10 protein-coding genes are annotated in these 12382 nt (G+C 70.4%); 5 read left to right on the top strand and 5 right to left on the bottom strand.

The genetic code is table 11. The features are described 5' to 3' along the window. Window positions 1-63: 63 nt before the first annotated feature. From ACIQ7Q_RS11880 to mtnA, 5 genes are all read right to left on the bottom strand, one after another. Entirely contained in the window at window positions 64-789 is a 726-nt protein-coding gene (locus tag ACIQ7Q_RS11880) for a ComF family protein (RefSeq protein WP_403859216.1), read from the bottom strand. 101 nt (window positions 790-890) lie between these two features. Continuing rightward, window positions 891-2744, bottom strand: coding sequence for an LpqB family beta-propeller domain-containing protein (locus tag ACIQ7Q_RS11875; RefSeq protein WP_403859214.1), 1854 nt, complete (start codon window positions 2742-2744; stop codon window positions 891-893). Continuing rightward, on the bottom strand, window positions 2734-4749 hold the full coding sequence (mtrB, locus tag ACIQ7Q_RS11870) for an MtrAB system histidine kinase MtrB (RefSeq protein WP_403859212.1): 2016 nt from the start codon (window positions 4747-4749) through the stop codon (window positions 2734-2736). The genes ACIQ7Q_RS11875 and mtrB overlap by 11 nt, the downstream gene beginning before the upstream one ends. 1 nt (window position 4750) lies before the next feature. Beyond that, window positions 4751-5440 carry a two-component system response regulator MtrA gene (gene mtrA / locus ACIQ7Q_RS11865; RefSeq protein WP_219852863.1) on the bottom strand — a complete coding sequence of 230 codons (690 nt, stop codon included), beginning with the start codon at window positions 5438-5440 and terminating at the stop codon, window positions 4751-4753. 4 nt (window positions 5441-5444) lie between these two features. Then, window positions 5445-6590, bottom strand: coding sequence for an S-methyl-5-thioribose-1-phosphate isomerase (mtnA, locus tag ACIQ7Q_RS11860; RefSeq protein WP_403859210.1), 1146 nt, complete (start codon window positions 6588-6590; stop codon window positions 5445-5447). A 182-nt stretch (window positions 6591-6772) separates the two neighbouring features. Between mtnA and ACIQ7Q_RS11855 the strand changes: the two genes are divergently transcribed. The 5 genes from ACIQ7Q_RS11855 to ACIQ7Q_RS11835 are packed head-to-tail and all read left to right on the top strand — an operon-like array spanning window position 6773 to window position 12220. Next, the gene (locus ACIQ7Q_RS11855) at window positions 6773-7990 is read left to right on the top strand and encodes a glycerophosphoryl diester phosphodiesterase membrane domain-containing protein (protein WP_403859208.1); all 1218 of its coding nucleotides are present in this window, start codon (window positions 6773-6775) and stop codon (window positions 7988-7990) included. Window positions 7991-7994: 4 nt separating this feature from the next. Then, the gene (locus ACIQ7Q_RS11850; RefSeq protein WP_403859206.1) at window positions 7995-8681 is read left to right on the top strand and encodes a DUF4129 domain-containing protein; all 687 of its coding nucleotides are present in this window, start codon (window positions 7995-7997) and stop codon (window positions 8679-8681) included. Next, entirely contained in the window at window positions 8678-9922 is a 1245-nt protein-coding gene (locus ACIQ7Q_RS11845) for a DUF4350 domain-containing protein (protein ID WP_403859204.1), read from the top strand. Before ACIQ7Q_RS11850 ends, ACIQ7Q_RS11845 begins: the two co-directional genes overlap by 4 nt. Next, a complete protein-coding gene (locus ACIQ7Q_RS11840) occupies window positions 9919-10902 on the top strand; it encodes an AAA family ATPase (RefSeq protein WP_403859202.1) in 984 nt (327 codons plus the stop codon). Before ACIQ7Q_RS11845 ends, ACIQ7Q_RS11840 begins: the two co-directional genes overlap by 4 nt. A gap of 7 nt (window positions 10903-10909) precedes the next feature. Continuing rightward, window positions 10910-12220, top strand: a complete 1311-nt coding sequence (locus ACIQ7Q_RS11835; RefSeq protein WP_403859200.1) for a DUF58 domain-containing protein — start codon at window positions 10910-10912, stop codon at window positions 12218-12220. Window positions 12221-12382 lie beyond the last annotated feature (162 nt).

Raw genomic sequence — 12382 nt, 5'->3', positions numbered from 1 at the left:
CCGGAGGTACCTCCGATCAGGCGTTTTTGCCCCCTCACTACCTGCAACGATGCAAGTTCCCGGTCAGTTCCGGTTTAATTCGAAGGACAGCGGCGAAACTGCAACAACGGCTGCAATCGGCTGATCGAACCAGGCGGAATCCAGGTCCGCCGCGGCACTCAGTGCCCGCGCAGCCTCGGCCAAAGAAGCACCGGTCGTCATGACATCGTCCACGATCACCGCCCTGCCGTCCGCCAGAAGGCGTCGCCCGCCGGGTCGTACTTCCAGTGCCCCTGAGAGGTTCTCGAGCCTCTGGCGGCCCGTGAGACCCGCCTGATCGGCGACCCAGCGCCGCTGCCGCAGCACCGGCAGCACCCCGGCCGCTCTTCCCGTACGCCTCAGGTCACCCGCCGCCGCCCGGGCGATACGCCGTGCCGCGTCATGGCCGCGTGCCCTGACGACATTGCGGGCCGACGGCACGGGCACCAGCAGCAACGGCCCATCCGAACCCGGTACGTCCGCCACAGCCGCGCGAACCGCTCCGGCCAACGCCGCACCGAGGGGACCGGCCAGCCCCATGGCGCCCCGCTCCTTGTGCGCCAGAAGCACCGCGCGGACGGAGTCCGCGTAGACGGCGGCGGCATGCACCACGGGCAGCCCCGCAGGTTCCGGCACCGGCCTGGCCCGGCGTGCTGCAGCCCCGTGCAGCGCATCGGCGCACTCCACGCACAGCTGCGTACGCGGCACGCCGCAGCCATTGCAGAAGGCCGGAAGGACCAGCCCGGAGATCTCCCGCCACCACCCCCGCATGGCCTTCACTGTGCCGACATGGCACGCATCCCGCCACCCCTGTGGAAAACGGCGGTCGGCGGCCCGGCGGCTTGGCGGCCGGGGAGCTGGAGCCGTGCCGCCTACCCCGGATAGACCGGCGAGGAACCCTTCTTGACCAGCGTCTGCCAGTTGGCGCCGACCGGAAGACGCACGATGCCGTCCTCCGCCGAATACGCAACCAGCGGCCGGCTCTCGTCGTCCGACGCGGCTACGGACTTCACCTGGTTGAGGCCGGGCAGGATCCCGTTGGGGACGGTCGAGCCGTCGGTCTGGATGTAGCGCACCTGCTGCACCCCACCCGCCTCCTTGCCGACGACCACCAGCCGGCTGGGCCCGGCCCACGAAACGGCCGTCACCGTCTCCAGCTGCGGTGCGGCGGGCCGCAGTTCGGTGACGGTCACCACAGCGTCGTCACCGCCGCCCTGCCGTTCCACCCGTCCGATCTTCAGGGTCGTACTGCCGTCCTTCGTCAGCAGCAGCGCGATCCGCGCGCCGTCGGCCGACACCTTCACCGCCTCGATCCGCGCCCCGTCCAGCCCGGGGACGATCTTGACTTCCTCCGGTGCTTCCGCGCCGTTCGCCAAACGCTTCAACGCCGGCCGGCTCGGATCACGGTCGGCCACCCACACATCGCCGCGGCCGTCCCAGCTCGGCGCGGACAGGCGGTTGTCACGCCCCTTGCCCGAACTCGTGATCACGGGGTCGCCCAGCTCGCTGTTGGAGACGATCGACGAGACGTACAGCCCGCCGGCGTCGTCCGACACCGCCGCTGCCTTGTGCTCGTCCCTGGCGACACCGACCGAGCTCATCTCGAGCCGGCCGTCGCCGAACGGCCCCGCCACGTTCTGCGGTTCACCGGTTGCGTTGTCGTCGGCCTCGAGGACCGCCAACCGCTGCTTGTTGTCGACGAAGTACTGGTTGTCGGGCCGGCCGGTGGAATGGTCCGGCGCGTACTCCTCCGCCTGCCCGGCGCTCAGCACGCACAGCTGCGCACCATCCGCGCGGAGCAGCTCCACCTGCTCGAGGCGGGCCGATGTGAGGTCCCTGATGGTGAACAGGATCTGTGCCGCCATCTTCATGCACTGCGGCCGGCCCACATGCGAGGCCTTTTCGCCGAGCGGCACCTTCAGGCCGTTGCGGTCGTCGAAAGCCAGCGACCTGGCGCCGTCGAGCTTGAGCCCCGTGCCACTGGGGAATCTCGACTCGACAACCGGCTTCAGCCAGTTCGTCGGACCCTCCAGGAGCGCCTTGACCGCCTGGGTCACCGGGTCCATCCGGGTCACCGGATCCTGCCGCTGTCGTATGAAGACGGGGTCAGCGACCATCACGTCGCGCCCGGAGGCGAAGTAGTACTTGTTGACCGAGCGGTAGTTGCGCTCGAAGTCGGACGCGCCCAGCAGCAGCCCGGACGGCAGGCTGTCGATGCGCCACTGCTTGCCGTCCTGGCCGCCCTTCTGCGACAGGTGGATGGTCCTGCGGTAGTCGCTGGGAGGGACGGGCTGATACGCGTGCTGGGCGTCGACCGTGGCGATCTGCTGACCGAGCAGCGAATAGCTCATCCCCGGGTTGTCCCGGCGGCCGGGCACCGGCGTACCCGGGTCGGGAGCCGACACCAGCACGGTGGTGCTCTCCTGCGGCCGCCACTTCTTCGACGCGTCGGGCGTCAGATAGGAGCGGGCCGTGTCGAAATTGGTGTCGTCACTGGTCATCGCCTCCAGGAAGCCCGTGACGATCTCGTCCGGGGTCGCGTCCTTCCTCGGCGGAACCGCATAGACCCGGACCTGTGAGTCGGCCCGCTGGGACGCCTTCACCGTGTGGACGTCACCGCTGTCCGGCATCGAGGCGCAACCGGCCAGCAGCACACCGCTGCAGCCGAGCAGCGCGGAGGCCCGCCGCGCCCCCAGTCGCCCGTAACGACGGGTCTCAGCGCCCACGAGTCGTGTCCTTCCGGTCCGAAGAAGCCTGTGCCACGGAGTCGTCGCCCCGCTCTCCACCGGGCCGTGCCACAACACGGGAGCCGCTGCCCGGCAGCGCCGCGGGATCGACCTCGGGGGGTGCCGCGCGCGGCGGCAACGGCGACCGATCCGGCGCCGCCTGGACGGGCACGGACGTCAGGCGGTGCCCGTTCGCCTCAGGTATTCCCGACGAGCGGGCACGCTCCGTGTTCTGCCGCGAGTCCTCCGGCTCCAGGGGAATCGGAGAGCCCCGCAGCGGCTCGTCGGCAGTGCGCGGCAGCGTCAGACGGAACTGCGAGCCGCCGCCCGGCTCGCCCCAGGCCTGCAGCCAACCGCCGTGCAGCCGCGCGTCCTCGACGGCGATGGACAGGCCCAGGCCGGTACCACCGGTGGTACGCGCCCGCGCCGGATCAGCCCGCCAGAACCGGCTGAACACCCGAGTCGCCTCGCCCGGCTTCAGCCCCACCCCGTAGTCCCTCACCGCGACCGCGACGGCACCGCCGGCCACCGCCATGCGCACCACGACGTCCTTGCCGTCACCGTGCTCGACGGCGTTGACCACGAGATTGCGCAGCACGCGCTCGACACGGCGGGCGTCGGCCTCGGCGACGACCGGCTGCTCGTCGCCCACCACCCGTATCCGGCTGCCCTTGCGCTCCGCCAGCGGCTCGGCACCGCCGATGACCCGCCGGACGACCTCGCGCAGGTCTATCGGCTCGGCCTCGAGCGCCGCCGCCCCCGCGTCGAAGCGGCTGATCTCGAGCAGGTCGGAGAGGAGCGACTCGAAGCGGTCGAGCTGGTCACCGAGGAGCTCCGCGGAACGAGCCGTCACCGGATCGAAGTCGATGCGCGCCTCGTGGATCACATCGGCCGCCATCCGCACCGTCGTCAGTGGTGTGCGCAGCTCGTGCGAGACGTCCGAGACGAAACGGCGCTGCATCCTGGAGAGTTCCTCCAGCTGCTGGATCTTCAGCTGAAGGTTCTGCGCCATCTTGTTGAAGGCCTCGCCGAGACGGGCGATGTCGTCCTCGCCGGTGACCTTCATCCGTTCCTGGAGCCTGCCGGCCGCGAGCCTCTCCGCGATCCCCGCCGCCATGCGGACGGGCGTGACGATCTGTCGCACCACGAGCCAGGCGATCGCCCCGAGCAGCACGACCACGAACAGCCCGGCTGTCGCGAGGGTGCCTTTGACCAGATTGAGCGACTGCTCCTCCTGCGCCAGCGGGAAGAGGTAGTACAGCTCGTACGGGTTTCCCTCGATGTCGTTCAGCTGGGTGCCCACCACGAGCCCGGGCTCCGGGTCGAGCACGTCGTCGGTGTACTTGATGCTGAGGTACGTCTCGAACGTCCCAGCGCCCTGCCCGACGGCGTCCCGCAGGTCCTGCGGGATGCTCGCCGGGTCCACGCCGCCGGACGTCCGAGGCGCCCGACTGGAACCGGCTCCCTGCGCATCGGCGCTGAGCGCCACCACATCGAACGCGCCCTGCCCGCCACTGGACAGCTGCACGACCAGGTCGGACCGCCACGTGCGGGCGTTCCCGTCGGCCGCGTTGTCGTCCTGCCCGCCGCCTGGTCCCACCGGTGCGTTCGCCTTCTCGCGGGCCACGGCGAACCCGCCGGCTGCCTGGCTCTGCGCCGCCTTGCTCTTCGCGTCGAGCAGACCGTTGCGCACCTGCCCGATGACGACAAAGCCCAGCAGCACCACGACGCCGAGCGACATCAGCAGCGTGCTCACCACCACGCGGAGCTGGATGTTCCGCCGCCACAGCCTCAGCGTGGGCAGCAACGGACGGCGGACCCAGCGCATGACGAGCCGCGGGACGGGCCCGCCGGGGGCGCCGTCCTGGAGCAGCCGTCCGCCATGGAGCAAACGGCCCCCATGGAGCAGACGGCCGAATCGCGAGGGCCCCCGCCCCGGTCCGGCAGCCGGCCCCGTACGGACTCCCGGCTCGCCGGGCTTCGGAGCAACGCTGCCACCGGTCATGTCAGCTCGGCCCGGCCTTGTAACCGACACCACGGACGGTCACCACGATCTCCGGCCGCTCCGGGTCCTTCTCGACCTTGGAGCGCAGCCGCTGCACGTGGACATTGACCAGCCGCGTGTCCGCGGCGTGGCGATAACCCCACACCTGCTCCAGCAGCACCTCACGGGTGAAGACCTGCCAGGGCTTGCGCGCGAGCGCGACCAGCAGATCGAACTCCAGCGGGGTGAGAGCTATCGACTGCCCGTCCCGCTTCACCGAGTGACCCGCGACGTCGATGACCAGGTCCCCGATTGTCAGCTGCTCCGGCGCGGGCTCCTCCGACCTCCGCAGCCGCGCCCGGATCCGGGCGACCAGCTCCTTCGGCTTGAACGGCTTGACGATGTAGTCGTCGGCCCCGGATTCGAGACCCACCACGACATCGACAGTGTCGCTTTTGGCGGTGAGCATCACGATCGGAACACCCGACTCGGCCCTGATGAGCCGGCACACCTCGATGCCGTCCCGACCGGGCAGCATGAGGTCCAGCAGCACCAGGTCCGGCTTGGCCTCCCTGAAAGCGGCAAGCGCCTTGTCACCGTCCGCTACGAACGACGGCTCGAAACCTTCACCACGCAGCACAATGCCGAGCATCTCGGCAAGTGCGGTGTCGTCGTCGACGACAAGGACTCGTCCCTTCATATTCGACATCATCCCATTAGCTAATCGTTACCCGGCGTGACCTGGCACACAGCTCCGCTATTCCGCCCCCGGTGACCGGCGACAACACACCCTCCTCGGTGACGATCGCCGTCACCAGATCCGGCGGCGTGACATCGAACGCGGGGTTGTACGCCTGGGTTCCCAGGGGGGCCACGGACAGCCCGCCGCTTCCGGCGCCGGCCGCTGCGGACTGCGGGGATGTTACCTCCGTCACCTCATGCCCCGGTCGCTGCTCCACCTCGATCGCCGCCCCGTCCGGGGTGGCCAGGTCCATGGTCGTCGTCGGCGCGACCACGATGAACGGCACATGGTGGTACTTGGCCAGGACTGCCAGCGGGTAGCTCCCGACCTTGTTGGCCACCGAGCCGTCGGCGGCAATCCGGTCGGCCCCGATCAGTACGGCGTCCACCTCGCCGGCCGCGAAGAGCGACCCTGCGGCGTTGTCGGTGAGCAGCGTATAGGGCAGCCCGTTGCGTGCCGCCTCGTACGCCGTCAGCCGGGAGCCCTGCAGCAGCGGCCGCGTCTCGTCCACCCAAAGCCTCCGCAGCCGGCCGGCCCGGTGCGCGGAGAGAGCCACGGCGAATGCCGTTCCTTCGCCGCCTGACACCAGAGCCCCGGTGTTGCAGTGCGTCAGGATCCGATGACCGCCCCCGGGCAGCAGCTCTTCCAGAAGCTCCAGCCCGTGCACCGCCATGCGACTGCTGCCCTCAGCGTCCGTCCGGTGCAGCTCCTTGGCCGCCGTGAGCGCGGCGGCCGCCGCCTGCACGGTGTCGCCGCCCTGCGCGAGGGCCGTCTGGTAAGCCGAGGCCGCCAGCCGCACCCCGTACCCGAGGTTCACCGCGGTGGGCCGCGCCGTCTCCAGCAGCGCCACGGCCTCCTCGACCTCGAAGCCCCGCACGGCGGCGAGCGCCACACCATAGGCGCCGGCGATGCCGAGGACCGGTGCCCCGCGCACGGCAAGCGTGCGGATCGCCCGCACCAGGGCCGGAACGTCGGTGCAGACCAGCTCGACCTCCTCGGCAGGCAGTCGGGTCTGATCGAGAAGTACCAGTACAGGCCCTTCGGGCGGCTCGTCCCAGCGCAGCACCGGAAGCTTGGGCGGCTCTGCACCGGCCTGGTTTTGTGCGTACTGATCAGCCATCCGCCCAGTCTGCCCGCTGAGGCTTCGACAATGAAGGCACGAAGGAGACCCGGGCCCCGGTCCACCGAGGGCCTGCGCGTGGCACGATGGCTGCCAACCGGCCGCCCCGACAGGCGGAAGGCCGCCGTGAACGTGCCGGCTCCACGAGACGGCCCCGCGACCAATCCATGAGGTGGACGACCGTGAACGACACTCCGGGCTGGGCATCGCCCGGATCGGCTCCCTCCGAAGGGCAGAACTCCGGTGTGCCGCACCCTGCCCCGCCCGTCGACGGAAGCGGTCCCTCCTCGAAGTGGTCCAAGGAGCAGCCGCCCCCGGGGCAGTGGTCTGCGCCGACCGGCCCCGGCCGGCTCCCCGGACCGCCCCCTCCCTCCTGGGGCGGAGGCCGGCAGGACGGCGGCTGGGGCCGGCCTCCGGCCGCGGCCAAGCCCGGTGTCATTCCGCTCCGCCCCCTGGGGGTCGGGGAAATCCTGGACGGCGCGGTCTCGACGCTGCGCGCGCACTGGCGCCCGATCCTGGCCGTGACGATCACGGTCTCGGTCGTCTCGCAGATCTGCAGCATCCTCGTGGAGCGCTACCTGCTCCCCGCCCCTCCCGACGTCGACCCGAACGCGACGCCCGAGGAGGCGCTGCAGCAGTCGGTCGACTCTCTGCAGGCCAGCCTGCTGGCTCTTGGCCCGGCCCTGCTCATCATGCTGATCGGCACACTGCTCACCACCGCACTGCTCACCGTGGTGATCAGCCGCTCGGTGCTGGGCCGCCCTGTCACTCTCGCCGAGGCCTGGCGCGAGGCCCGGCCCCGGCTGCCTCACCTGCTGGGTCTCACCCTGCTCCTCCCCCTGGGCAGCACCGTGGTCATGACGGTGGGCGTACTGCCCGGGCTGCTGATCGGCGGCGCGGGTGTCCTCCTGTCCGTGCTCGGAGGCCTCGCCGCCCTCACCCTGATCATCTGGCTGGTGATCCGCTTCGCCCTCGCCTCCCCCGCGCTCGTACTGGAACGTCAGGGCGTCATCGCGTCCCTGCGCCGCTCCGCCAAGCTGGTCCAGGGCGCTTGGTGGCGCATCTTCGGCATCACGCTGCTGACCGTGCTGCTGGCCTTTCTCGTGAACATGATCATCGCCATTCCGTTCACGATCATCGCGTTTGCCGTCGACGGGGTCGCGCTCAGCGATCTCTTCAGCGGTAACAGCCCCGACTTCGGCTGGGCGTTCCTCATCATCACGGGCATCGGCTCCGTGATCGCCTCCTCGATCACCTACCCGATCTCCGCCGGCGTGACGGTGCTCCTCTACGTGGACCAGCGCATCCGCCGTGAAGCCCTTGACCTCGAACTCGCACGGGCAGCCGGTCTCCCCGGCTACGGGGCCGAGCCGCCCGGCAGCAACGCCACCGGGGGCTGATGCGGTGTTGGGCACGGGGGGCGTGACGGCAGCACTGCTGATCCGAACCAGCGACGACGTACCGGTGGACACTCCGCGCATTCCCGCCCGCGAGGCGGCGGAGCGTGAACTGTCCAGGCCGATGTACCACGAGAACGAGCCGAACCTGCTCCAGCGCGCGCTGAACCGCTTCTGGGAATGGGTCGACAGCCTCTTCGGCACCGTAGCCGGAGGTGGACCGGGCGGCATGATCGGACTCATCGCCATCATCCTGGTGGTCGTCGCCCTGGCGGCCGCGCTCTGGTGGCGGCTCGGAAAGCCCCAGCGCGCGCCAGGCGCCGCCGACTCGCTGTTCGACGACAGCCCGCGCAGCGCCTCCGCACACCGCACGGCGGCAGAAGCACACGCAGCCGCCGAACGCTGGAACCAGGCCGTACAGGAACGCATGCGCGCCATCGTCCGGTCGCTGGAGGAACGGACCCTCCTCGACGCCCGGCCCGGCCGCACCGCCGACGAGGCGGCAGCCGAGGCGGGCCACTCCCTCCCCGACCACGCCGACGAGCTGCGCGCGGCAGCCCGCGCCTTCGACGACGTCACATACGGCGGTCGCACCGCCGACCGGCGGGCGTACGAGCGCTTGCGGGACCTTGACCTCAATCTGGAACGCGCCAAACCACAGGTGACCAGCGCTGCCTGGGGAGCGGCAGAATGACCGCGCCCAGCACCACCTCGATGTCCCCCACCACGCGCCACGTGTGGAACCGCGTCCGTGGCCTTCTCCTGGCGCTCGCCCTCCTCATCGCGGCGGGCATCGCCATGGCCGCCCTGCGTTCCGGTGACCACCACGGCCAACTTGATCCGCGCTCCGCCGACCCGTACGGCAGCCGTGCCGTCGCCGAGCTCCTCAAGGACCGCGAAGTCTCCACCCGAGTGGTGACGACCCTCGACGAGGTCACCGCTTCGGCGGGCCCCGACACGACCCTTCTCGTCACGGAACCCGACATGCTGACGAATGGTCAGCAGCAGCGGCTTCGGTCCACGACGGAGTCGTCCGAGGGACGCACGGTCCTGCTCTCCCCCGGCCCGGACTCCCTCGGCGTCCTCGTCCCCGGCGTGACCGTGGACTTCCCTTCCAAGATCGACGCCAGGGAGCCGCAGTGCGACTACCCCGCCGCCCGCAGAGCGGGCAGCGCCGACCTCGGCGGTGAGCGCTACTCCACCGACGCTCCGGGCGCCGACAGTTGCTACCCGAGCGACGGACTTCCCACCCTGCTCAGGCTCGACGGCCCCGGCACCGGCGACACTGTCCTCCTCGGCTCCCCGGACATCTTCTACAACGAACGTCTCGACCAGCACGGCAACGCCTCCCTCGCCCTGCAACTCCTCGGGTCCCGACCCGAGCTCGTCTGGTACATCCCGTCACTCGACGACCCCTCGGCCGCAGAAACCGCCGACGGCGAACCCGATGGGGAACGCGACGGCGAGCCCGGCGGCGACAACCGCGGCGAGGGCGAGGACGAGGACGCCTTCTTCGATCTGATCCCCGGCGGCTGGCTTTGGGGCGCGCTGCAACTCGCAGTCGCGGCCGCCCTGGCCGCCGTGTGGCGCGCCCGTCGGCTCGGGCCGCTGGTCACTGAGCGACTCCCGGTGGCCATCCGCGCATCCGAGTCCACCGAAGGACGCGCCCGCCTCTACCGCAAGGTGAACGCACGCGACCGTGCCGCCGCCTCCCTGCGCGCCGCTACCAGAACCCGCCTCGCCCCGCTCCTCGGTGTCTCCTCAGCCGACACCCACTCCCCCGAAGCTCTGCTTCCCGCGGTCTCGGCCCAGATCTCCGACGGAGAGTGGGACATCCGCGAGCTGCTCTTCGGCCCTCCTCCGGCCGACGACAGCGCACTCGTCCGACTTGCAGACCAACTCGACGCCCTCGAAAGAGAGGTACGCACCTCATGAGCGCCCCGACCCCCGAGACAGCCGAGAACTCGGACCGCGCCCGAGCCTCCCTGGAGGCCCTGCGCTCCGAGATCTCCAAGGCGGTGGTCGGCCAGGACCCCGCTGTCACCGGTCTCGTCGTGGCCCTGCTCTGCCGCGGCCATGTCCTCCTCGAGGGAGTTCCCGGCGTCGCGAAGACTCTCCTCGTCCGCGCTCTGGCGGCCTCGCTCGAACTCGAGACGAAGCGGGTCCAGTTCACCCCCGACCTGATGCCCAGCGATGTCACCGGGTCCTTGGTCTACGACACGCACACCTCCGAATTCTCCTTCCAGCCCGGGCCGGTGTTCACCAACCTCCTGCTCGCTGACGAGATCAACCGCACCCCTCCCAAGACGCAGGCGTCACTGCTCGAGGCGATGGAGGAGCGTCAGGTCACGGTCGACGGCACGCCTCGTCCGCTCCCCGAGCCCTTCCTCGTCGCCGCGACCCAGAACCCCGTCGAGTACGAAGGCACCTACCCGCTCCCGGAAGCGCAGTTGGACCGCTTCCTGCTCAAGCTGACGGTCCCCCTTCCGTCCCGCGACGACGAGATCAACGTCCTGACCCGTCACGCCGACGGGTTCAACCCGCGGGATCTCGCGGCGGCGGGCGTACGTCCCGTCGCCGGCCCCGCCGACCTGGCAGCGGCCCGTGCCGCTGTCGCCAAGACCTCGGTCTCGGCCGAGATCGCCGCCTACGTCGTCGATATCTGTCGTGCCACCCGCGAGTCCCCCTCACTCACTCTCGGCGCCTCTCCTCGAGGCGCCACGGCGCTGATGTCCACCGCGCGCGCTTGGGCCTGGCTCACCGGACGCGACTACGTCATCCCCGATGATGTGAAGGCCCTGGCCCTGCCCACCCTTCGGCACCGGCTTCAGCTCCGGCCCGAGGCGGAGATGGAAGGAGTCACAGCCGACTCCGTCATCACCGCGATCCTCGCCCACGTCCCTGTCCCCCGCTGAGGCTGCAATGGCCCTCACCGGACGAACCGCGCTCCTGGCCGCTCTCGGCTCTCTCCCCGTGGGCATCCTCGCCCCGAGCTGGACGGGGATGCTCGCCGTCAACGCGCCTCTCTCACTCGCAATCCTGTGCGACTACGCCCTCGCCGCGCCAGTGCGAACGCTCCGTTTCACTCGAAGCGGTGACACAACCGTTCGACTCGGTGACGCCGCCAAGGTAGAGCTGACCGTCACCAACCCCTCCAGGCGCAGGCTCCGGGCGCAACTCCGCGATGCGTGGCCGCCGAGCAGTTGGCTACCGGGGTCGGAACAGGCTGCGTCGCGCCACAAGCTGACAGTGCCGGCCGGCGAGCGCCGCCGTGTCACCACGGCGCTGCGCCCCACGCGGCGGGGAGACCGCCACGCCGAACGCATCACCGTCCGTTCCTTCGGACCGCTGGGACTCGCGGCCAGGCAGGGACATCACGACGTCCCGTGGACGGTCCGCGTCCTGCCGCCTTTCACCAGCCGAAAGCACCTGCCTTCACGCCTGGCGCGGCTGCGTGAGCTCGACGGCCGTACAACCGTTCTCATCCGCGGGCAGGGCACCGAATTCGACAGCCTCCGGGATTACGTCCCAGGGGACGACACCCGCTCCATCGATTGGCGTGCCACGGCGCGTCGGACCACCGTCGCGGTACGCACGTGGCGCCCGGAGCGGGACCGGCACATCCTGGTCGTCCTGGACACGGGCCGCACATCGGCCGGTCGTGTGGGAGACGTGCCGCGGCTCGACGCCGCCATGGACTCCGCTCTCCTGCTCAGTGCACTGGCGTCGCGCGCGGGTGATCGGGTCGGCCTGCTGGCCTACGACCGCCGTATCCGGGCCCAGGTCTTGGGCCGCTCCGCCGGCGACATCCTTCCCGCCCTGGTCAACGCTTTCGCTCCGCTGGAGCCGGAACTCGTCGAGACCGATGCACGAGGACTCAGCGCGGCCGCTCTGCAGAACGCTCCCCGCCGCTCGCTGATCGTGCTTCTGACGAGCCTGGACGCCGCTCCGATCGAGGAGAGCCTGCTGCCCGTCCTCCCGCAGCTGACCCAGCGCCACACCGTCCTGGTGGCCTCCGTGGCCGATCCGCACGTCGAACGGATGACGAATGCGCGCGGTTCCATCGAGGGCGTCTACGACGCCGCGGCAGGGACCCAAGCACAGGCGCAGAGGCGTCGCACGGCAGAGCAGCTGAAGCGCCACGGCGTCACCGTTGTCGACGCGACACCCGAGAAACTCGCGCCTGCCCTCGCCGACGCATATCTGGCGTTGAAAGCCGCCGGCCGCCTCTGAAAGCGGGCGCTGCCATCATTCCTGTACAGGGCGGACGTATCGCCGGCTCGTACAGGGGGTGGCGGGTAAACGCAGAAAAGCCCCGCACCATGACGGTGCGGGGCTTTCCCACAATGATTGTTCGGCGGCGTCCTACTCTCCCACAGGGTCCCCCCTGCAGTA

It is taken from the genome of Streptomyces sp. NPDC096176 (assembly GCF_044763255.1).
Taxonomy (GTDB): Bacteria; Actinomycetota; Actinomycetes; order Streptomycetales; family Streptomycetaceae; genus Streptomyces.
This window is presented reverse-complemented; position numbering and strand designations above follow the sequence as displayed.